Raw genomic sequence first — 21,146 nt, 5'->3', positions numbered from 1 at the left:
ACATAGCCTCCCTTGCCGGAAACAAACGATGCAGACACGAAAAGGTTACACCGTTTCCCGCGCTTCGACGTTTTTATTTGCGAGAAGACTGATCTTCCCGATCGATGAGCCGCTTACGCCGCTTCGGCGATCTCGGACAGCTTCGTCATGACGATGGCCGCACCCGAAAGCCGCTTCTCGGCGGTTGGAAGATCGCGGTCGAAGAAGATGCTTTGATCCTGCCGGATCTTCGCGCTGGCGCCCTGTCTTCCTAGATATTCGACGAGGCCGGCCGGGTTCGGGAATTCCTTTCCGCGGAACTGGACGACGACGCCCTTCGGCCCGGCATCGAGCTTCTCGACGTTCGCCGCACGGCAGAGCGACTTGACGTAGACGATCTTCAAAAGGTGCTCGACCTCGATCGGCAGCGGGCCGAAACGGTCGACCATCTCCGCGCCGAAGGAATCGATCTCGCTCGTCTCGGTAATTTCGCCAAGGCGCCGGTAGAGCCCCATGCGCAGATGCAGGTCCGGCACGTAGTCTTCCGGGATCATGACCGGCGTGCCGACGGTGATCTGTGGCGACCATCCGGAATCGGCGGCCGCATCGTCGCCCTTCAGTTCGCTGACCGCCTCTTCCAGCATCTGCTGGTAGAGCTCGAAGCCGACTTCCTTGATGTGGCCCGACTGCTCTTCGCCAAGCAGATTGCCCGCACCGCGAATGTCGAGGTCGTGGCTGGCGAGTTCGAAGCCGGCGCCGAGCGAATCGAGCGATTGCAGGACTTTCAGCCGCCGGTCGGCGGTCTTCGAAAGCATGCGGTTTGCGGGAAGCGTGAAAAGCGCATAGGCGCGCACCTTCGACCGGCCGACACGGCCGCGCAGCTGATAGAGCTGAGCGAGCCCGAACATGTCGGAACGGTGGACGACGAGCGTATTGGCACGCGGAACATCGAGACCGGAACCGACGATCGTGGTGGAAAGCAGAACGTCGTACTGGCCCTCGTAGAACGCGTTCATGATGTCGTCGAGCTGGCCCGCCGCCATCTGTCCGTGCGCGATCGCGAACTTCAGCTCCGGCACCTTCTCGCGCAGGAAGCTCGCGACCTCGTCGAGATCGGACACGCGCGGACAGACGTAGAAGCTCTGCCCGCCGCGATAGTGCTCGCGCAGCAGCGTCTCGCGGATGACGAGGCCGTCGAAGGGCGAAATGAAGGTGCGCACGGCCATGCGGTCGACCGGTGCCGTGGTGATGAGCGAGAGTTCGCGCACGCCCGTCATGGCAAGCTGCAGGGTGCGCGGGATCGGCGTCGCCGAAAGTGTCAGCACGTGAACGTCGCTCTTCAGTTCCTTGAGCCGTTCCTTGTGCTTGACGCCGAAATGTTGCTCCTCGTCGATGACGAGCAGGCCGAGATTGGCGAAGTCGACGCTTGCTCCAAGCAACGCATGCGTGCCGATGACGATGTCGACCTTGCCGTCGGAAAGCTCCTTCTTCGTTGCCGCAAGCTCCTTCGAACCGACGAGCCGCGATGCCTGGGCAATGCGGATCGGCAGACCGCGAAAGCGCTCGGTGAAGGTCTTGTAGTGCTGGCGCGCGAGAAGGGTCGTCGGTGCGACGATCGCGACCTGAGCGCCGTTCATCGCCGCGACGAAGGCCGCACGCAGGGCGACCTCGGTCTTGCCGAAGCCGACGTCGCCGCATATCAGCCGATCCATCGGTTTTCCGGCGGCGAGATCGTCCCGGACGGCTTCGATGGCGCCCATCTGGTCGTCGGTCTCGTCGTAGGGAAAGCGCGCGGCGAACTCGTCGTAGAGGCCTTCCTGGGTCGTGAGTTCGGGTGCGTGGCGCGTCGTGCGTTCGGCGGCGATGCGGATCAGTTCGCCCGCCATGTCGAGCAGGCGTTTCTTGAGCTTGGCCTTGCGTGCCTGCCAGGCGACGCCGCCGAGCTTGTCGAGCTGCGCCTCGGCGGATTCCGAGCCGTAGCGCGAGAGAAGCTCGATGTTTTCGACGGGCAGGAAGAGCTTCGCCCCGTCGGCGTACATCAGTTCGAGACAGGCATGCGGCGCGCCGGCGGCCTCCAGCGTCTGCAACCCGACGAAACGGCCGATGCCGTGCTCGGCGTGGACGACGATCGAGCCTTCCTCGAGGCCCGAGACCTCGGAGATGAAGTCGGCGCCGCGCTTTCGCCTGCGGCTTCGCCGCACCATGCGGTCGCCGAGGATGTCCTGCTCGCCGATGACGGCGAGGTTCGCCGTCTCGAAGCCGTTTTCGATCGAAAGGACGCCGGCACCGATCTCGCCGGGCTTCAGCGTTTCGAGCGCGTCCAGCCGGTCGACGATGCGCACGCGTTCCAAACCGTGTTCGCCAAGCACCTGCATCAGGCGGTCGAGGGCACCTTCCGACCAGGCGGCGAGCAGCACCTTGCCGGTCTCGTTTCGCCGCTCGGCGATGTGCGCGACGACCGAATCGAAGACGTTGATCCGCTCGACATGGCCTTCGTTGCCGATCTGCGTCTGCGACCAGCGCGGGCCGCTGTGCGCATCGAGCGTGAAGACCTTGGACGCTCCCGTCTCCATTTCCTCGAACGGGGAAAGCCTGAGCGCGTGGCGCTGGTCGATCGCTTCTACGAAGGCCTCGGCTTCGAGGTAGAGTTCGTCCGGCGCCACCGGCTTGTAGGGTGCACCCTGCCCCGTCGCGTTCTTCGCACTCTCGCGCGCCTCGAAATGGTCGCGCACCACTTTCATGCGTTCGCCGGCGGCCTCGCGTGCCAGATGGTCGACGACGAAGGAAAAGCCCTCGAGATAGTCGAAGGTCGTCTCCAGCTCTTCGTAGAAGAGCGGCAGCCAATGCTCCATGCCCGCATAGCGCCGGCCTTCGCTGACCGCCTGATAAAGCGCGTCGTCGCGTTGCGCCGCGCCGAAGTGGGCGAGGTAGTTCGTGCGGAAACGGCTGATCGTCTCCTTCGTCAGCGTCACCTCGCTCATCGGGTAGAGTTCGAGCCGATGCCCCTGGCTCGTCGTGCGCTGGGAGGCGGGATCGAAGGCGCGCACGCTTTCCAGCGTATCGCCGAAGAAATCGAGGCGCAGCGGCTCGCTGCTGCCCGGCACGAAGACGTCGAGGATGCCGCCACGCACGGCGAACGCGCCGACCTCGCGCACCGTCGGCACGCGCTCGAAGCCGTTGGCCGACAGGCGCTCGACGATCGCTTCCATGTCGATGCGATCCCCCGCACGGGCGGAAAAGCCCAACGCGCCGAGAATGCCACGCGGCGGCACGCGCTGGAGAAAGGCGTTGACGGAAACGAGGACGATCGCCGGATGGGGATTTTTGGCGTGCGCGATCAGCCCCGTCAGCGCCGAAAGCCGTCTCGCGGCAGCGTCGGGGCTCGGCGAGACGCGGTCATAGGGCAGGCAGTCCCAGGCCGGCAGCGTGAGCACCGGGATTTCCGGCGCGATGAAGGAGAGCATCTGCTCCAGATCGCCCATGCGCTGGCCGTCGGAAACGACGTAGGCGACGGGCTGGCCGGCGCGCGCCATATCGGCCAGCAGGAAAGGCTCGGCCCCCGGCGGCACGCTTGCGAGCGTCGCGGGGCCGGAAAGCCGCTTGAAAACGTCGGGAGCAAAACCTTCGATCATCGAAAGGACCAGTCAGGAACTACGGAGGGAGGCGAAGTCGGGTTTGTAGGAGGCGATCCGGCGGAAGAGCACGGTGTCGCGCTCGGCCGGCGTCGGTTCGCGGCGTGTGACCCAGGAAAGGAGATCGGCATCGACGACCTCGAGGAGCTCTTCGAACTCGCTAAGTTCCGCATCGTTCATCGCGGCGATCTCGGCGTCGGCGAAGGTGCCGAGCACGAGATCCATCTCGCGGATGCCACGATGCCATGCGCGAAAGAGAAGCCGCCGCCGCCGGACATCGAGGTCGGCGCTGGTGCGTTTCGTACCGGTCATGGAAACCTTCCTGTTGACGGGGTTCGTATAGCGAAGCGCCGCACGCTTGTCAGCCTTGCCATCGACGCCGTTCGCAACGCATTGTCCGCTCCATGCGGCCCACGGTTCTCGATCCCCTGTTCGCCGAGGTAACGGCACTTCCGGGCGTCGGCACGAAGGTCGCCACGCTCATCGCCCGCGTGGCGGGACGGCAGGATGCGGAGGCCACCCGGGTGATCGACGTCCTCTTCCTCTCGCCGCATTCGGTGATCGACCGGACCCGCCGGGCGGGCATCACGGTGGCCGCACCCGGCACAATCGCGACGCTTGCCGTGCGCGTCGACCGGCATCAGCCGCCTCCACCGGAACGCCGTTCCATGCCGTATCGCGTGTTCGTCCACGACGAGACGGGCGAAATGGCCCTGACCTTCTTCCGCGCCAAGCCCGGCTGGCTCGACAAGGTCCTGCCCGTCGGCGCCGAGATGCTCGTCAGTGGAAAGATCGAGTGGTTCAACGGACGCGCCCAGATGGTGCATCCGGACCATATGGTGCCGCTCGAAGCCGCCGACACCCTGCCCGTCATCGAGCCGGTCTATCCGTTGACGGCGGGCCTTTCCGGCAAGGTGCTCGAAAAGGCCGTGACGGCCGCGCTCGAGCGAACGCCCGACCTCGGCGAATGGCTCGACGGTCCCATGAAGCGGCGCGAGCGCTTCGCGAGCTTCCGCGACGCGCTCGAAGCACTGCACCGGCCGGAAGGCGCGGCGGACCTCGAAGCGACGACGCCGGCGCGCCGGCGGCTCGCCTATGACGAGCTTCTGGCCGGGCAGCTTTCGCTGGCTCTGGTACGCCGGCGAACCCGTCGCCTGCCGGGCGAACCGGTTCATCCGAGCGGCACGGCGCAGGCCGCCATCCGCAAGGCCCTGCCCTTCGCGTTGACCGCGGGCCAGGAAGAAGCGGTCGCGGCCGTGCTTGCCGACATGGGCAAGAGCCAGCGCATGTTGCGCCTGCTGCAGGGCGATGTCGGCTCGGGAAAGACGGTCGTTGCCGCCTTCGCCATGGCCGCCGTGGCGGAATCGCACGGCCAGTCGGTGCTCATGGCTCCGACGGAGCTTCTCGCACGCCAGCATCACGGCACGCTTTCGGCCATGCTGGCGCCGGCGGGGATCGAGGTCGCGCTTTTGACCGGCCGCATGAAGGCGCGCGAGCGCCAGACCGTGCTGGCGCGGATCGCCTCTGGCGACGCACAGGTGGTGATCGGCACCCACGCCGTGTTTCAGGACGACGTCGCCTATGCCAATCTCGTGCTCGCCGTCATCGACGAGCAGCACCGCTTCGGCGTCCACCAGCGCCTGCAGCTCACCGGCAAGGGAACGGCGCCGCACATGCTGGTCATGACGGCCACGCCCATTCCGCGCACGCTGGTACTCGCCGCCTTCGGCGACATGGACGTCTCGAAGTTGACGGAAAAGCCCGCGGGGCGAAAGCCGATCGCCACCGTGACCGTCGGCGCCGAGCGCTACGAAGAGATCGTCGAGCGCCTGCGCAACGCGCTCGCTGACGGCCGGAAGGCCTACTGGATCTGCCCGCTCGTCGAGGAAACCGACGCCTCCGACCTGATGTCCGCAGAGCAGCGCTTCGAAAGTCTCGATCCACTCTTCGGCGACCGGCTCGGGCTCGTCCACGGCCGCATGACGAGCGCGGAGAAGGACGAAGCGATGGCGTCCTTCAAGGCCGGCGATACGCGCCTCCTGATCGCCACGACCGTCATCGAGGTCGGCGTCGACGTGCCGGACGCGACGATCCTCGTCATCGAGCATGCCGAACGCTTCGGGCTCGCACAGTTGCACCAGCTTCGCGGTCGCGTCGGGCGGGGAAGCGAAGCATCCAGTTGCATCCTGCTTTACTCCGCCCCGCTCGGCGAGGTCGCGAAGGCTCGGCTTTCCATCATGCGCGAGAGCGAGGATGGCTTCCGCATTGCCGAGGAGGACCTACGCCTGCGTGGCGAAGGCGAGCTTCTCGGCACGCGCCAGTCCGGCATGGCGAACTTCCGGTTCGCAGCGCTCGAACACCACGGCGATCTTCTCGAAACGGCACGCAACGACGCGCGCTTCGTGCTCGAGAGCGATCCGGAACTGACCGGCGAACGCGGCGAGGCGCTGCGTACCCTTCTCTACCTCTTCCGCCGGGACGAGGCGATCCGCTACCTGCGCGCCGGGTAAGCCCGGGCCGAACTCAGGTACCGAACTGCGTGGGAAAGAGCTTGGTGACGTCGCTCTCGCTGCCGGGCTCGTCGCCATGCTCCGGATAGACGAGACTCGCGGAGATGATCATCTTGGCCGCATCCTCGACCGACATGTCGAGGATGGTGATCTCCTCGCTCGGGACGAAGAGCAGGTAGCCGGAGGTCGGGTTCGGCGTCGTCGGCAGGAAGACCGAAACGGGATCGCGACCCGAACGCGCGACGTGCTTGCCCACTTCGCCGTGCGTCTGCGTGGCGATGAAGACGAGCGACCATAGTCCTTTGCGCGGATATTCGATCAGGCCGACCTTTTGGAAAGAGCTTTCGCTCTCGGCCAGAATCGTCTGGAAGAGCTGTTTCAGCCCTTTGTAGATCACCCGGATGAAGGGCATTCGATCGAGGATCGACTCGCCGAACCCGACCACGGTGCGCCCGATGAGGTTTGCGGTCAGGAAGCCGATCAGCGTGATGACGATGAGCGCGATGAGCAGGCCGAAGCCCGGAACGGGATACGGCAGATAGTAGTCCGGCGTATAGGCCTTCGGCAGGTAGGGCTTCACCCAGCCATCGACCCACACGACGAACGACCACGTGAGGTAGAGCGTGATCACGAGCGGTGCGCAGATCACCAGACCGGTCAGGAAATAATTTCGCAGGCGCATCGTCGCCGACATGCGCTTGGGCTTTTCTTTCATGCACCCTGCCAGCCGTGGTCCGTCCCCATCGAAGCCGGGGATCCTCGTCGTTCATATAAGGGCACATGCCGCACTGCGACAAGGCACCGGCCCGGCTTCTCGCCTTTAGCCGATCCGCGCGAGGGCCGGAAACGCCTCCAGCAGCCCGTAGGCGATCGAGGCCATGCCGCCGGTGAGAAAGAGAACGCCGGTCAGCACGAGGAAACCGCCCATCACCTTTTCGACCATGCCGAGATGACGACGAAAGCCGGTGAGGAAACGCATGAACCGTTCGGAAAAGAGGGCTGCGATCCAGAATGGGAGCGCGAGGCCCAGCGAATAGGCCGCGAGCAGGAGCGCCCCCGCGCCGACCGTGCTGCGGCTTGCGGCCACGCCGAGGATCGCGCCGAGCACCGGCCCGATGCACGGCGTCCAGCCGAAGGCGAAGGCAAGGCCCATCACATAGGCGCCGGTCCACGTCGCCGGCTTGCCGCCGGACGAAAAGCGCGCCTCGCGCGAAAGCAGCGGAATGCGGAAGACGCCGAGGAAGTTGAGCCCCATGACGATGATGACGACACCGCCGATCTGACCGAGGACGTCGCTGTAGCGGCGCAGCAGCGAGCCGACCTGCGAAGCGCCGGCGCCGAGCGCCACGAAGACCGTGGCGAAGCCGAGCGTGAAGAAGAGCGCTGCAAGAAGCACGGCCTGACGCGTGCGCACCTCGCGCGGGCGTTCTGGCGAACCACGGAACTGGTCGACGCTGATGCCCGCCATATAGCACAGATAGGGCGGCACGAGCGGAAGCACGCAAGGAGAAAGGAACGACAGCGCGCCGGCGAGCACGGCCGTCAGGATGGATATGTCGGCGATCGACACGGGCGACGCCCTCCCCGATGCAACGGATGCGCACGGCCTTTCTAGTCCGTCGGGACCGCGGAAAACAATGGTTCTTACGCGCACGACGACCGTCCGTCGCCGCCGCGCCTGCAACCGGGGATTTTCCGGTTGACCGTCCCCCACCCCCTGCCTATGGTCCGCCGACTTCAGCGCGCCCGCCCGCGCAAGAGCCCGTAGCTCAGTTGGTAGAGCAACTGACTTTTAATCAGTAGGTCCAGGGTTCGAATCCCTGCGGGCTCACCATTCATCCGATCAGAACGATGGTCATCGACGGCTGTGCCGCGCCGGAGCTTCCTCCGCGTTGTCAGTGGTGATGGTGCATCGGGTTTCGTCTGGCGGTCCACCACCAGTAGATGCCGAGGGCGCCGAAGACGAGGTTGAGCCAGAAGGTGTAGTCGAAGGCGAAGGTGGTCAGTTGCTGGCGGATGTCGGTGTCGTGGCCGGGGACGATGCCGAGCGCTGCGAAGGCGAGTTCCATGATCAGACCGGCGATCACCATCGTGACGAAGAAGACGATGCCCATATAGGCGGCCATCTTCCAGCCGAGATAGCGTCGATACGCATCGAGAAGCGGCAGGACGATGAGGTCCGCGTAGAGGAAGGCGAGCACGCCGCCGAACGAGGCGCCGCCGGCGAAGAGCACGGCCGCCAGAGGCACGTTGCCGATCGAACAGACGAAGGTGAAGACGGCGACGACCGGGCCGATCACGGCGTTGGCCGGCGCCTGGAGCCAGGGCGAGGCGTCCGTAAGAAAGAGCGCCTGCCAGAAACGATCCGGCACGAACGCCGTCAGGATGCCGCCGACGACGAAGCCGATGGCGAGATCCTTCCACAGCATCGAGAACTCCATCGTGAAGTTCTGCGCGACGCGGATGCGCGCCTGCGGGTTCGTCAGGCGCCGCCACCACGTTTCACCCTCGACCAGCATCGCCGAATGCTCGTGGCCGCCGCCGGCCTCCTCGTGGTTGCGGGCGGCTTCGACCAGCTTATCGGACAGGGTGAACCGGACGATCATGGCCATGATGGCGATCAGGACAAGACCGCCGACCCATTCCCCGACCATGAACTGCCAGCCCATAAGGATGAGCAGGATGATGCCGAGCTCGATCACGAGGTTGGTCGAGGCGAACATGAAGGCGAGCGCGTTGACGAGCGCGGCGCCCTTCTTGAACAGCGTTCGCATGATGGCGGCCGAAGCGTAGGAACAGCTCGACGAGGCCGCCCCCATCGCCGTCGCGAGCGAGATCTGCCTGATGCCGCCGCGCCCGAGCGCATCTCGCATCGCCTCCGTCGAGACGACGGACTGGATGACGGAAGAGATGGTGAAGCCGAGGACCAGCGTCCACAGCGTTTTCCAGGCCATGCCGAGCGCGAAGACAGCGGCATGGAGAAGTGTCTGGAGGAAGTCCACGAATCGCCCCTCGTCGGTCCGGTTTGCGCGCGACGGCAATCTCTGCCGGCCGCTTCGTCCCGTGAAACCGCCTGAGCATTTGCCCCGTTCAAATCGGGGGTCCAACGCCTCAACCGGTCAAACGGTTTCCTTCGGCCGTTCCGGTCGTGCTCGGCGTCCCGCCGTCAGCCGGCGCCTTCGCGCTCGCGCAGCATGCGTCCGGCCTCGCGACCTGCTTCCACGAGGACGTCGTAGAACGCGACGAAGTCGATGATGCGCTCTCGGGCAAAACGCGCGTCGGCTCCCTCGCCGAAGGTATCGACCGAACGGCGCAGCATGTCGCGTGCCCTGACGGAACGCTCCAGCGAGTTCTCGACCATCCGCTGATAAGGCCGCGGTCCGAGGCGGAAATAGTCCTGGCGCTCGCCTGGAACGGTCGCGCGTTCGACGAGACCGAGATTGACGAGGAGCCGGGTGTTCGTGCTCACGCTGCCACGGCTGATCAAAAGGCCGTTCGTGAGATCGTCGAAGCTCTTCGGCTCACGCGAGACGATGAGGAAACCGAGAACCCGTCCGGCGATGCGCGGCAGGCCTTCGTTCTGGAAGATCAGGCCGAGGCTTTCCACGAAGTCGGTCGTATCGGGCTCGTTCATCGTTCGCATATCCGTCACGTTCGGATAGTTGTCAATATCGATTAAACCATTCAGTCATTATTGAACGGCTGACGGGAGGCGCCTATATTGCTCGACGTCCGATCAGTCGGCGGCCGGGCTTTCATGGATCTCCCGCCGTTTCCCGGACCATGCCTCGCGGCCTCGCTTCGCTTGCCGGCATGGCGTAATGTCGCCCCTGACGGAGTCCGGAAGGATATGTATCGCATGATCGTCCCGAGACGCCTTTGTACCGGCCTCTTCGCCGTCGTTCTGTTTGCGGCGCCGGCGATCGCCCAGTCCGGCGAAAGCGGCGACGCGACGTCCGACGTGCACGTGCCGACCGTGACGGTGACGAAGGCCGAACGCAGCGAAGTGGTGGCGCGCGTGCCGGTTTCCGGTTCGATGGTGCCGCGCAACACGGTCGTCATCAACCCGCGTATCAGCGGCTACGCCATCGAGGCACTGAAGGCGGATGTCGGCGACCATGTCGAGAAGGGGCAGGTTCTGGCCGTCCTCGACACGACGACGCTCGATGCGAACCTCACCCAGGCGAAGGCGGAAGTGGAGCGCGCGCAGGCCGCCGTACGGCAGGCGCAGAGCGAGATCGACTCGGCCAAGGCGAGCTACGATCAGGCCAGGCAAACTCTTCAACGCGCGCAGAAACTTCAGGCTTCCGGCACGACCAGCGAGGCGAACCTGACCCAGGCCCGTTCCGGCGCGGATACGGCGAAGGCGGCATACGCTTCGGCCCAGGACGGGCTGGCCGTCGCCAAGGCACAGCTCGACCAGGCGCAGTCGAAGCGCGACATGGCCGGGCAGGATCTCGATCGCGCCCAGATCCGCACGCCCGTCGCCGGCGTCGTCGCGACACGCAACGCCGAGCTCGGCGCCATCGCGAGCACCGCCGGCGAACCGATGTTCACCGTCTTCGAGAACGGCGAGATCGAGGCTTCCGTGCAGGTGATGGAAGGCGCGCTCGACCGCATCAAGGTGGGCGACGCCGTCGACCTGACGACGGCGAGCGGCAAAAGCGTGACGGGCACGGTGCGCCGGGTAGCGCCAACGGTCGACGCCGAGACGCGCCTTGCCGACGTCCGCGTGACGCTGAAGGGTAACGCGACCCCACCGGCCGGCACGTTCACGAGCGGATGGATCATCACCGACCGCCACATGGCGACGACCGTTCCGGCCGAAGCCGTGCTGACCCGTGAAGACGGCACGCAGGTGAAGGTCGTCGACGACGGCGTGGTCCACGATCGCCCGGTCGTCGCCGGCATCGTCTCGCCGGACGGCCGGCGCGAAATCGTCGAGGGGCTGCAGCCTGGCGAAACGGTGCTCGCGCGCGCCGGCGCATTCTTCAACGACGGCGATGCGGTAAAGGCGGTGCCCGCCGATGCGAAAGGCGGCGATAGCCAGGACAAGCAGACGGCCGAGCGATGAACCTTTCGACGTGGTCCATCCACCGCCCGGTTCCCACCATCGCGCTCTTCCTCGTGCTGTGCGTGCTCGGCGCGGTGAGCTTCATGCGCTTGCCGGTCACGCAGTTCCCGAACGTGGACCTGCCGATCGTTACCGTGACGGTGGCCGACCCCGGCGCCGCACCGCGCGAGATCACCGACCAGATCACCAAGCCGATCGAGGACGAGATCTCCAGTATCTCGGGGATCCGCCATATTACCTCGACCACGAGTGACGGCACGACGACGATCACCGTCGAGTTCGAGCTTTCCAAGGACAAGAACGACGCCCTGAACTCCGTCGAGGACTCGGTGGCGACGGTTCGCAGCACCCTGCCCGACTCGATCACGGAACCCGTCGTCAAGCGCATCGACGTCGCGGGCCGACCGATCGTCACCTACGCCGTCGCCGACCCGACGCGGACGATCGAGAACCTGTCCTACTTCGTCGACAACACCATCGCGCGGCGTCTGCAGGGCGTCGACGGGGTCGGCCAGGTGTCGCGGCTCGGCGGGGCGGACCGGGAGATCAACGTCGAACTCGATCCCGACCGCCTGCTCGCCCTCGGCATCACCGCGTCGCAGGTCAACGACCAGCTCCGCGCGACGAACATCGACGTCGGCAGCGGACGCGGCGACCTCGCCGGCCAGGAATTCTCCATCCGCACGCTCGGCAGCGTCGATACGGTGGCCAAACTCGCGGCAACGCCGCTTTCGCTCTCGAACGGGCGAACCGTGCGCCTCGACCAGCTCGGCACCGTGACGGACGGATCGGAGGAACCGCGCACCTTCGCCCTCTTCGACGGCGAGCCGGTGGTCGCCTTCGGCATCGTGCGCGAGACGGGCAAGAGCGATCTCGACACCGCCGAAGGCGTGAAGAAGGAGCTCGCGTCGATCCGCAAGGACTATCCGAACCTTCGCATCTCCGAGATCGACGACAGCACCGTTTCGACCCGCAACAGCTACGACAACGCGATGGAGACCCTCTACGAGGGGGCCGCACTCGCCGTCATCGTCGTCTTTCTCTTCCTGCGCGACTGGCGGGCGACGTTGCTCACCGCGCTTGCCCTGCCCCTTTCGGTCATTCCGACGTTCTTCGTCATGGAGCTGCTCGGCTTTTCGCTGAACACGCTGAGCCTGCTCGGCATCACGCTCGTCACCGGCATCCTCGTCGACGACGCCATCGTCGAGATCGAGAACATCGTGCGCCATATCCGCATGGGCCGACGCGCGTTCGAGGCCTCCGAGGAAGCGGCGAACGAGATCGGCCTCACGGTGATCGCGATCAGCTTCACGATCGTCGCCGTCTTCGCGCCGGTCGGCTTCATGGGCGGCATCGCCGGCGAATACTTCAAGCAGTTCGGGCTGACGGTCGCCGTAGCCGTGCTCTTCTCGCTGCTCGTCGCGCGGCTCGTCACGCCGATGGTGGCGGCCTACTTCATGCGCGACGCGGAAAAGCCGGAGAAGGAGCGCGACGGCGTCTTCATGCGGGGATACATGCACGTCCTGAACTGGACGCTGCGCCATCGCTTCGTGACGCTCCTGCTCGGCCTCGGCATCTTCGCCGGCTCGATCTATTCGGCGACCCTGCTGCCGACGGAATTCATGCCGCCGATCGATTCGGGTCGTTCGGCCGTCAGCGTCGAACTGCCGCCGGGATCGACGCTTGCCGACACGCGCCAGGCAACGCGCACGATCACGAAGCGCCTGATGACCATGCCGCAGGTGGAGCACGTCTTCGTCGACGGCGGCACGAACAGCATCGCGACGGCCAACCTGACGGTGGATTACGTCGACAGGGACAAGCGCGACCTTACCGCCAAGCAGCTCGAAGGCGTCATCGCCACCAAGCTCGCCAGCATTCCCGACGTGCGCATGCACGTTACCAACGCGGACGGCAATCGAGACGTGCAGGTCGTCGTTCTGGGCGATACGGTCGAGGCGGCCTCGAAGGCGGCGGAGAAGCTCGCCGAAGGGATGAAGACGCTCCCCGGCGTCGTCGATCCGTCGACCTCGGCCGCCCTCACCCGGCCGGAGATCCGCATCACGCCGAAGCCGGAGCTCGCCGCCAAGAACGGTGTGACGGCCAGTTCTCTCGCATCGACCATCCGCATCGCCACGATCGGCGATACGGAAGCCAACATGGCGAAGTTCAACACCGGCGACCGACGCATACCGATCCGCGTCAGCCTGAGCGACAAGGTGCGCGACGACCTCTTCCGCATGGCGAACCAGCGTGTGCCGACGACGACCGGCAAACCGCTGCCGCTCGGCGTCGTCGCCGATATCCACTTTTCCGACGGGCCGGCCACCATCGAACGCTACGACCGCCATTCGCAGACGAAGGTTGAGGCGGATCTCGCACCCGGTACGCCGCTCGGCCCCGTGCTCGAGAAGATCCACAACCTGCCGGCGGCCAGGAACATGCCGAACGGCACGTCGATCAAGAACGCCGGCGACGCGGAAATCATGAACGAGGTCTTCTCCAGCTTCGCGCTCGCCATGGGGGCGGGCATCATGCTGGTCTATGTCGTGCTCGTGCTTCTCTTCGCGAGTTTCATCACCCCGATCACGATCCTCCTTTCGCTGCCGCTCGCCATCGGCGGCGCGATCCTGGCGCTTTATGTGACCGACCGGGCGATCAGCCTTTCGGTCATCATCGGTTTCCTGATGCTGATGGGGATCGTCACGAAGAACGCCATCATGCTGGTCGAGTTTTCCGTGCAGTCCATGCATCGCGGTTCCAGCCGGCTCGATGCCATGCTGGACGCCGGCCACAAGCGCGTGCGCCCGATCGTCATGACGACGATCGCTATGACGGCCGGCATGCTGCCGAGCGCCATCTCCACGGGCACAGGCAGCGAGTTCTCCGCACCGATGGCCATTGCCGTGATCGGCGGCCTGCTTGTCTCCACCCTGCTCTCGCTGCTTTTCGTGCCCTCGCTCTTCAGTGCGATCGATGCGTTCCGCGAGCGCGTGGGCCGGGGGTTCGCTCGGCTGTTCGCGAGACGTCCCGCCGAACAACCGGCGGAATGACAAAAAAAGCGCCCTGCGTCGCAGTTCGGCCAGTATAACGCCGGAAATCTGCCGTATTATTGGAACTTTCGCCGCTTTTCGCGGTTTGGAACCGTGTTCGAGAAGTTCAATTGAATACAATGTGAGGAATGATGACCAATCGCGTTACCGCAATGGCTACCGCTCTCCTTCTCGGTGTTGCAGTCGGTGCAACCCCTGCCCTCGCGCAGAACAGCGACGACGGCTCCGGACAGTTCCCCCAGGCCGGCAGCACGATGGACAACGGCTCGACGATGACGCAGGGCGCGCACGACGTCTTCATGGACGACAGCGATCAGTATCGTTCGTCGGAAGATTCGATGAAGATGTACAACGACGCTTCCTCGGAAGATCAGCAGTCGGTGCGCGACAGCTGCAGCGACTTCCAGCAGATGAAGGCGAGCTTCATGGATCACGTCTCCGATCTGTGCAACAGCGTGCAGGAGCAGTAGGCCACAAGGCCCTGTCTTCCCGCTACACGACGATATCGAAAAAGGCGCGTGGCTCATGCCGCGCGCCTTCTTCGTTTGCTTTCGTGCCATCCGCGACATCATGCGGATGCCGGGCGTTCACCCCGCCTCGCGTATCGCCGGGCGAAACCCGCGGAGGCGAAGGGCGTTCGCGAGCACGAAGACGCTGGAACAGGCCATCGCCCCGGCCGCCAGCATCGGCGACAGCGAAACGCCCCAGATCGGGTAAAGGGCACCGGCGGCAAGCGGAATCAGGACCACGTTGTAGGCGAAGGCCCAGAAGAGGTTTTCCTTGATGTTCGTGATCGTTGCGCGCGACAACGCGACCGCATTGACGGCGCCGACCGGATCCCCGGACATCAGCACGACTTCCGCACTCTCGATCGCCACGTCCGTGCCGGTGCCGATCGCGATGCCGACGTCCGCCTCCGCGAGCGCCGGCGCGTCGTTGATGCCGTCGCCGACGAAGGCGACCTTGCGCCCGTTCGTTCGCAGAGCCCGGATCGCCTCGACCTTGCCATCCGGCAGCACCTCCGCGGACACCTCGTCGATGCCGGCCTTTCCGGCGATCGCGTCGGCAGTGCGACGATCGTCGCCGGTCACCATCGCGACCGACAGACCGAGATCGTGGAGGGCCGCGACCGCGTCCGCCGCCGACGGCTTGAGGGTATCGGCAACGGCGACGAGCGCCGCCGGCCTGCCGTCGATCGCGGCATAGAGCGGGCTCTTGCCTTCGCCGGCCAGCCGCTCGGCTTCGCCGGCAAACCCCAAGATGTCGAAGCCGAGTTCGCCCATCAACCGTTGCGAGCCGACCGCGACCGTGCGGCCATCGACGACGGCACGCACGCCGTGCCCGGTCGTCGTCTCGAAATTTCGGGCTTCCGCCACCGTCAGGCCTTCCCGCTCGGCGGCCTCGACGATGGCGCGGCCGATCGGATGCTCCGAACGCATCTCGACGGCGGCAAGGCAAGCCAGCACCTCGGCGCGCTCGAAACCCTCGGCCACGACGAGGTCGGTCAGTTCCGGCTTGCCGTTGGTGAGCGTGCCGGTCTTGTCGAAGGCGACGACCTCCACCGAGCGCAGGGTCTGCAACGCCTCGCCCCGGTGGAACAGGACGCCGAGTTCGGCGCCCCGGCCGGTACCGACCATGATGGAGGTCGGCGTCGCGAGCCCCATCGCGCAGGGGCAGGCGACGATGAGTACGGCGACCGCATTGACCAGCGCGAACGCAAGGGCCGGCGCCGGAGCGAAGATCATCCAGGCCGCGAAGGTGACGAGCGCGACGGCGATGACGGCCGGCACGAACCAGCCGGTGACCCGATCGACCATCGACTGGATCGGCAGCTTCGCACCCTGGGCCTGCTCGACCATGCGAATGATCTGCGCAAGCATGGTGTCGCCACCGACGCGCGTCGCACGGAAGGTGAGCGCCCCGGACTGGTTGACCGTGCCGCCGACCACTTCGGCCTCGGCCTGCTTTTCGACCGGTATCGGCTCGCCGGTGACCATCGATTCGTCGACGAAGGAAGAGCCCTCGCTCACCGTGCCGTCGACCGGGATGCGCTCGCCGGGGCGTACGCGGACGAGATCGCCGGCCGCGACGGCGTCGAGATCGACTTCCTCTTCGGCGCCGTTTCGCACCACGCGAGCGGTCTTCGATCGGAGGCCCGCGAGCCGGCGGATCGCATCGCCCGTTCGCCCTTTCGCGCGCGCTTCCATGAAGCGGCCGGCAAGGATCAGGGTGACGATGACGGCCGCCGCCTCGTAGTAGACGTGCGCTGCACCCGCCGGCAGCAGCGACGGCGCGAAGGTCGCGACGAGCGAATAGGCCCAGGCCGCACTCGCGCCGAGCACGACGAGCGCGTTCATGTCCGGCGTACCGTGCAGGAGCGTCGGGATACCCTGGCGATAGAAGCGAAGGCCGGGCCCGAAGAGAACGAGCGTCGTCAGCACGAACTGGACGAGATAACTGGTGCTTTCGCCGAACGTCGAGGCGAACCAGGCATGAAAGCCCGGCACCATGTGATCGCCCATGGCGAGGAGAAAGACCGGGATCGCGAGCGCTGCGGAGACGATCAGGCTGCGGCGCAGCGTGCGGATCTCCGCCTCGCGTGTTTCGGCCTGCTTGTCGCGGACGTCTTCCTGCGCCCCGATGCGCTCGGCTTCGTAGCCTGCCCGCGCCACTGCGGATTCGAGGTCCGCGATCGCGACGGCGCCGGAAAGGTGGCGCACGGTCGCCTTCTCAGTTGCGAGATTGACCGAAGCTTCGAGTACGCCGGGGACCTTGGCGAGCGCCTTTTCCACGCGCTTGACGCAGGACGCGCAACTCATGCCTTCGACGTGCAGTTCGGCGGTGTCGGCGACCGGCTCGTAGCCGGCCTTCTCGATCGCCTGACTGACCCCAAAGAGATCGGGCGCCCGTTCGAACCGGACATCGGCGCGCTCGGTCGCGAGATTGACGCTTGCGGAGGCCACGCCCGGCGTGGCGGCGATCGCTTTTTCCACCCGCTTCACGCAAGAGGCGCAACTCATTCCGTCGACGCGGATGGCGTAAGGGGTGCCATCGGGTGTGTTCCGCCCGGATTCGCTCGCTTCGTCGCCGGCTGGTTCGAGAACCGCTTCATCGCTCATGATCGGTCTCCTTTCCTTCGCAGGAAGGTAGTCCTTCCAGCAACTGGAAGGTCAAGCCCGGCCTTCGCCGCGTTCCGTTCGACGCAGTTTTCTCACCATACCCCTTGAGCCTCCAGTGGCTGGAAGGCCCATCTGTATGGGCGAACGAAGAAATGGAGACCAGATATGCAGACCTATCGCGTTCCGGACATGTCGTGCGGCCATTGCGTCTCGGCGATCGAAAAGGCCGTGCACGAAGTCGACCCGGCGGCCAAGGTAACGGCCGATCTAAAAGCCGGCACCGTCGCCGTCGACAGCGAAGCAGACGATACCAGGCTGCGCGCTGCGATGAGCGAAGCCGGCTACGAAAGCGAACGGCTCGCCACGTAGGCGCGTTCTGCCGTTTCGCACTATCGGGACGGTAAACCGCCCTCGCCCGCTTCAGGCCGAGATCTCTTCCTGAAGCGCCGCCATCTGCTGTTCGGCAGCCGATGCGGCGGCGCGTTCGATCGCCCGGAAACGGGCGGTCACCGCGAGGCCGGCCGGCGTCAGCTCGGTTCCGCCTCCCTTGCGCCCGCCCGTTTGCGCTACGACGAGCGGCTTGCCGAAAATGCGGTTCATCTCCTCGATCAGATCCCACGCATGCTTGTAGGACATGCGCATCTCCCGCGCGGCCGCTGAGATGGAGCCGAAGGTGGCGACGTGCTCGAGGAGTGCGATCTTGCCCGGCCCGATACGGCCCTTCGGATCGAGATTGATGCGCAGGCTGAGCGAAGGCATGGGCGGCATTCTCCTCGTCGCCGGCGGCTTCCCGGTAGGTTCCAGACGGTCTACACGAGCACGCCGCCCGGGCAAAGCATCGGCGTTCAGGCCCGTGCGAGAGCGACGCTCTTGACCTGTGCGTGGACGGCCATGCCATCGGCCAGTGCCAGCCGCTCCCAGGAAAGGCGCGTGACGCGGGCAAGGATTCGCGCCCCCGTTCCCGCATGGCCGAGCGAAAGAACGGCAATGATCTCATGCGTCCCGGAGGCCGCGTGCGAAGCGATGCGTGCGGGAAGCACGTTGAGGATGGTCGTATCGGGCGACGGGCTCGTCGCCAGCGACACGTCGCCGGCGGCAAGGCGCATGCGGACCGGCTTTCCGAGTTCGCGCAAGCCTTCCGTCGGCACCCGAAAGCGCGCACCGCTCACGGCAAGCGTCGCCAGCCCGTAATCCGCATCGTAGTCTTCGACATGCGCCTCGAGGCTGACGGCGGCATCGCGCCGGCCGGCAAGCGGCAGTGCGGGATCGCTTTGTACGGCATGCAGCGCACCGGCGGCCTGTACCGTCCCCGCGTTCATCAGCACCACATGGTCGGCCAGCCGTTCGACGGTCGCCATGTCGTGCGAGACGAGAAGGATGGGCAGCGACAGCGTTTCGTGCAGGCGTTCGAGGAACGGCATGATCTCGTCGCGCGTCTCGGTATCGAGCGCCGACAGGGGCTCGTCCATGACGACGAGGCTCGGCCTGGACAACAGCGCCCGCCCGATCGCCACCCGCTGGCGTTCGCCGCCGGAAAGGCGCTGCGGAAGCCGAGCGAGAAGCCGGGAAAGCCCGAGCAGTTCCACGACCTCCGCGAAGTCGACGCTGCTTTCTCCCTCCCCGGCAGGCCGCCGCTGCCCCTTGCGAGAATAGAGAAGGTTGCGTTCGACGGTCAGGTGCGGGAAAAGGCTCGCCTCCTGAAAGACATAGCCGATCGCGCGTCGGTGGGCGGGCAGGAAACGTTCGCCGTCCTGCCAGATTTCGCCGGCCACGCGGCAGCGGCCCTGGAGCCGCTGCAGTCCGGCAATGGCGCGCAGCGTCGTCGTCTTGCCGCAACCCGAAGGGCCGAAGAGCGCGGTCACGCCCCTTCCGGGCACGCTGAAGGCGACATCCATCGCGAACGCACCGAGCCGGCCGCGAAAGGCGACGTCGATGCCTTCGGTCTCGGTCATGCGCCGGCGGGCCGCATGCGCTTTTCGGCGAGCATCATGGCGAAGACGGCAAGGAATCCGAAGACGACCATGCCGCCAGCGATGACGTTGGTTTCATGCCATTGCTGCGTTTCGACGAAATCGTAGATCGCGACGGAAAGCACCTTGGTCTCGCCGGGAATGTTGCCGCCGATCATCAGTACCACGCCGAACTCGCCGACGGTGTGCGCGAAGCCGAGAACCGCGCCGGTGAGCAGGCCCGGGCGCGCGAGCGGAAGTGCGACGGTCCAGAAGGCCCGCCACGGCGAAGCGCGAAGCGTCGCGGCCACTTCCATCGGCCGTTCGCCCATGGCCTCGAAGGCGTTGCGGATCGGTTGTACGACGAAGGGCATCGAATAGACGACGGAACCGGCGACCAAGCCTTCGAAGGTGAAGGCGAGCGTGCGCCCGCCCCACAGGCCGGCAAGCCAGCCACCCGGCCCGCCGGGGCCGAGCGCGACGAGAAAATAGAAGCCGAGCACGGTCGGCGGAAGGACGAGCGGCAGTGCGACCACCGCCGCGACGACCTCTTTCCACCAGGCGTCGGACCGTGCCAGCCACCAGGCGAGCGGCGTTGCGAGAACGAGGAGCAGGAGCGTCGTGATGGATGCGAGTTCGACCGTCAGGCGAACCGCAATCCAGACCTCGGGCGAAAGCCCTTCCATCGCACGCCCCTTCGTACGCCCTTGCCCATTCCGCGTCCGTCAGTTGCCCTTGGCGGTCGCGTAGCCGTACTTCTTGATGATCCTGGCCGCCTGCGGCCCCTTGAGGAAATCGACGAACGCCTTGGCGACGGCGTTGCCCTTCCCGTTCTTCAGGATGACCGCGTTCTGGCGGATCGGATCGTACGTATCCGAAGGAACGACCCAGCGCGAGCCCTTCTCGCTCTGCGCGACCTCCGAGAACGCAACGAATCCGAGCGCCGCATTGCCGCTTTCGACGAACTGGAACGTCTGGGCGATGTTGTTGCCCTGGACGACCTTCGGCTTCAACGAGGCGTAGACGCCCATTGCCTTCATCGCCTGGACAGCGGCGGTGCCGTAGGGCGCAGTCTTCGGGTTGGCGATGGCGATCTTGTCGAAGTCCGCCTTCGTCAGCGTCTGCTTGCCCTTCACGAGGTCGGCGTCCGTGCTGTAGAGCACGATCTGGCCGATCGCGTAGGTAAAGTCCGTTCCCTTTACCGCATACCCCTGGTCCAGCGCCATCTTCGGCCGTTTGGTATCGGCCGCGAGGAAGACGTCGAAGGGCGCTCCGTTGGAGATCTGGTTGTAGAGCTGCCCCGTCGAGCCGAAGCTGAAATCGATCGTGTCGCCCGACTGTTTCTGGAAAGCCGTACCGATTTCCTTGGCCGCCGCCGTGAAGTTGGCGGCGACCGCCACGCGTGCCGTCGCCGCCATGGCGGGTCCGGCGAGCGTGCCGAAGGCAAAGAGAGCGGCGGCGATCCCAACCCCGAACGATCTGCGATTCAGCATTTCTTCATGTCCCTTCCGTCCGTGCCGAGCGGCTCCCAGCGAGCCCTCGTTATATTCGATCATACATATAGCTATTCGGAAAGAAAGCACATGACCATGCTGGGACAAAGAAATGCATCGTCAAACGTCGCCTATGCGACACGCGAAATGCTCGCCCGGCTATAACGATTGCTCGGTCCAGTGAGCGGCATCATGTGCTCGTGCCTGGCGATCCAAGACAGATGGCGCCGACGACGCCGATGTTCCGTTTCGGCACTCTTTCCTTGCGCAACCGGCAGCTGCACATACGCTTTTTTAGGTGGATGGATGCTATGCGTGCCGGCGAACGGAGAGCCAG

16 protein-coding genes and 1 tRNA gene are annotated in these 21,146 nt (G+C 65.6%); 6 read left to right on the top strand and 11 right to left on the bottom strand.

The features are described from left to right. Positions 1–113: 113 nt before the first annotated feature. Positions 114–3,611 (bottom strand): transcription-repair coupling factor, encoded by a 3,498-nt coding sequence (mfd, locus tag FJU11_RS02915; RefSeq protein WP_141165519.1) that lies wholly within the window; start codon positions 3,609–3,611, stop codon positions 114–116. A gap of 12 nt (positions 3,612–3,623) precedes the next feature. Then, a complete protein-coding gene (locus FJU11_RS02910; protein WP_141165518.1) occupies positions 3,624–3,923 on the bottom strand; it encodes an FAD assembly factor SdhE in 300 nt (99 codons plus the stop codon). 92 nt (positions 3,924–4,015) lie between these two features. Between FJU11_RS02910 and recG the strand changes: the two genes are divergently transcribed. Next, entirely contained in the window at positions 4,016–6,121 is a 2,106-nt protein-coding gene (gene recG, locus FJU11_RS02905) for an ATP-dependent DNA helicase RecG (protein ID WP_141165517.1), read from the top strand. Positions 6,122–6,134: 13 nt separating this feature from the next. Here recG and FJU11_RS02900 read toward each other — a convergent pair whose 3' ends face one another. Further along, positions 6,135–6,836 (bottom strand): DUF502 domain-containing protein, encoded by a 702-nt coding sequence (locus FJU11_RS02900; protein WP_141165516.1) that lies wholly within the window; start codon positions 6,834–6,836, stop codon positions 6,135–6,137. Positions 6,837–6,941: 105 nt separating this feature from the next. After that, positions 6,942–7,691, bottom strand: a complete 750-nt coding sequence (locus tag FJU11_RS02895; RefSeq protein WP_141165515.1) for a cytochrome c biogenesis CcdA family protein — start codon at positions 7,689–7,691, stop codon at positions 6,942–6,944. A gap of 188 nt (positions 7,692–7,879) precedes the next feature. Between FJU11_RS02895 and FJU11_RS02890 the strand changes: the two genes are divergently transcribed. Then, positions 7,880–7,955: transfer RNA gene (locus FJU11_RS02890), tRNA-Lys, on the top strand. A gap of 61 nt (positions 7,956–8,016) precedes the next feature. On the opposite strand, the gene FJU11_RS02885 is transcribed toward FJU11_RS02890, so the two are convergent. Both FJU11_RS02885 and FJU11_RS02880 read right to left on the bottom strand, forming a co-directional pair. Further along, positions 8,017–9,123, bottom strand: a complete 1,107-nt coding sequence (locus tag FJU11_RS02885) for a permease (protein WP_141165514.1) — start codon at positions 9,121–9,123, stop codon at positions 8,017–8,019. Between the two features lie 164 nt (positions 9,124–9,287). Beyond that, entirely contained in the window at positions 9,288–9,755 is a 468-nt protein-coding gene (locus FJU11_RS02880) for a GbsR/MarR family transcriptional regulator (RefSeq protein ID WP_141165513.1), read from the bottom strand. Between the two features lie 225 nt (positions 9,756–9,980). Here FJU11_RS02880 and FJU11_RS02875 point away from each other — a divergent pair, with 225 nt between their 5' ends. The 3 genes from FJU11_RS02875 to FJU11_RS02865 all read left to right on the top strand — a co-directional run bounded on the left by FJU11_RS02875 (position 9,981) and on the right by FJU11_RS02865 (position 14,718). Beyond that, positions 9,981–11,195, top strand: coding sequence for an efflux RND transporter periplasmic adaptor subunit (locus FJU11_RS02875; protein WP_210242830.1), 1,215 nt, complete (start codon positions 9,981–9,983; stop codon positions 11,193–11,195). Continuing rightward, positions 11,192–14,248 (top strand): efflux RND transporter permease subunit, encoded by a 3,057-nt coding sequence (locus FJU11_RS02870; protein WP_141165512.1) that lies wholly within the window; start codon positions 11,192–11,194, stop codon positions 14,246–14,248. Before FJU11_RS02875 ends, FJU11_RS02870 begins: the two co-directional genes overlap by 4 nt. Positions 14,249–14,400: 152 nt before the next feature. After that, positions 14,401–14,718 (top strand): hypothetical protein, encoded by a 318-nt coding sequence (locus FJU11_RS02865; protein ID WP_141165511.1) that lies wholly within the window; start codon positions 14,401–14,403, stop codon positions 14,716–14,718. Between the two features lie 117 nt (positions 14,719–14,835). Here the strand turns inward: FJU11_RS02865 and FJU11_RS02860 are convergent, their stop codons facing one another. Continuing rightward, entirely contained in the window at positions 14,836–17,367 is a 2,532-nt protein-coding gene (locus tag FJU11_RS02860) for a heavy metal translocating P-type ATPase (RefSeq protein ID WP_268935184.1), read from the bottom strand. Between the two features lie 165 nt (positions 17,368–17,532). On the opposite strand from FJU11_RS02860, the gene FJU11_RS02855 reads away from it, so the two are divergent. Beyond that, positions 17,533–17,736 (top strand): heavy-metal-associated domain-containing protein, encoded by a 204-nt coding sequence (locus tag FJU11_RS02855; protein ID WP_141165510.1) that lies wholly within the window; start codon positions 17,533–17,535, stop codon positions 17,734–17,736. Positions 17,737–17,787: 51 nt separating this feature from the next. Here the strand turns inward: FJU11_RS02855 and FJU11_RS02850 are convergent, their stop codons facing one another. The 4 genes from FJU11_RS02850 to modA all read right to left on the bottom strand — a co-directional run bounded on the left by FJU11_RS02850 (position 17,788) and on the right by modA (position 20,809). Continuing rightward, entirely contained in the window at positions 17,788–18,126 is a 339-nt protein-coding gene (locus FJU11_RS02850; protein WP_141165509.1) for a winged helix-turn-helix domain-containing protein, read from the bottom strand. 86 nt (positions 18,127–18,212) lie between these two features. Beyond that, positions 18,213–19,319: a molybdenum ABC transporter ATP-binding protein gene (gene modC, locus FJU11_RS02845; RefSeq protein WP_141165508.1), complete on the bottom strand. Its 1,107-nt coding sequence runs from the start codon at positions 19,317–19,319 to the stop codon at positions 18,213–18,215. Beyond that, positions 19,316–20,002 (bottom strand): molybdate ABC transporter permease subunit, encoded by a 687-nt coding sequence (modB, locus tag FJU11_RS02840; RefSeq protein ID WP_141165507.1) that lies wholly within the window; start codon positions 20,000–20,002, stop codon positions 19,316–19,318. Before modB ends, modC begins: the two co-directional genes overlap by 4 nt. A 39-nt stretch (positions 20,003–20,041) precedes the next feature. Continuing rightward, positions 20,042–20,809, bottom strand: a complete 768-nt coding sequence (gene modA / locus FJU11_RS02835) for a molybdate ABC transporter substrate-binding protein (RefSeq protein WP_141165506.1) — start codon at positions 20,807–20,809, stop codon at positions 20,042–20,044. Between the last annotated feature and the right edge of the window lie 337 nt (positions 20,810–21,146).

Source organism: Pararhizobium mangrovi, from assembly GCF_006516965.1.
Lineage (GTDB): Bacteria > Pseudomonadota > Alphaproteobacteria > Rhizobiales > Rhizobiaceae > Pararhizobium_B > Pararhizobium_B mangrovi.
The sequence above is the reverse complement of the archived record's forward strand: the minus strand, read 5'-3'. Positions and strand labels throughout refer to the sequence as shown.

Excerpts from the sequence above, each read along its gene's own strand:
- mfd (WP_141165519.1), bottom strand. The coding sequence starts at position 3,611 with ATGATCGAAGGTTTTGCTCCCGACGTTTTCAAGCGGCTTTCCGGCCCC.
- FJU11_RS02910 (WP_141165518.1), bottom strand. The coding sequence starts at position 3,923 with ATGACCGGTACGAAACGCACCAGCGCCGACCTCGATGTCCGGCGGCGG.
- recG (WP_141165517.1), top strand. The coding sequence starts at position 4,016 with ATGCGGCCCACGGTTCTCGATCCCCTGTTCGCCGAGGTAACGGCACTT.
- FJU11_RS02900 (WP_141165516.1), bottom strand. The coding sequence starts at position 6,836 with ATGAAAGAAAAGCCCAAGCGCATGTCGGCGACGATGCGCCTGCGAAAT.
- FJU11_RS02880 (WP_141165513.1), bottom strand. The coding sequence starts at position 9,755 with ATGAACGAGCCCGATACGACCGACTTCGTGGAAAGCCTCGGCCTGATC.
- FJU11_RS02875 (WP_210242830.1), top strand. The coding sequence starts at position 9,981 with ATGATCGTCCCGAGACGCCTTTGTACCGGCCTCTTCGCCGTCGTTCTG.
- FJU11_RS02870 (WP_141165512.1), top strand. The coding sequence starts at position 11,192 with ATGAACCTTTCGACGTGGTCCATCCACCGCCCGGTTCCCACCATCGCG.
- FJU11_RS02865 (WP_141165511.1), top strand. The coding sequence starts at position 14,401 with ATGGCTACCGCTCTCCTTCTCGGTGTTGCAGTCGGTGCAACCCCTGCC.
- FJU11_RS02860 (WP_268935184.1), bottom strand. The coding sequence starts at position 17,367 with ATGAGCGATGAAGCGGTTCTCGAACCAGCCGGCGACGAAGCGAGCGAA.
- FJU11_RS02855 (WP_141165510.1), top strand. The coding sequence starts at position 17,533 with ATGCAGACCTATCGCGTTCCGGACATGTCGTGCGGCCATTGCGTCTCG.
- FJU11_RS02850 (WP_141165509.1), bottom strand. The coding sequence starts at position 18,126 with ATGCCTTCGCTCAGCCTGCGCATCAATCTCGATCCGAAGGGCCGTATC.
- modC (WP_141165508.1), bottom strand. The coding sequence starts at position 19,319 with ATGACCGAGACCGAAGGCATCGACGTCGCCTTTCGCGGCCGGCTCGGT.
- modB (WP_141165507.1), bottom strand. The coding sequence starts at position 20,002 with ATGGAAGGGCTTTCGCCCGAGGTCTGGATTGCGGTTCGCCTGACGGTC.
- modA (WP_141165506.1), bottom strand. The coding sequence starts at position 20,809 with ATGCTGAATCGCAGATCGTTCGGGGTTGGGATCGCCGCCGCTCTCTTT.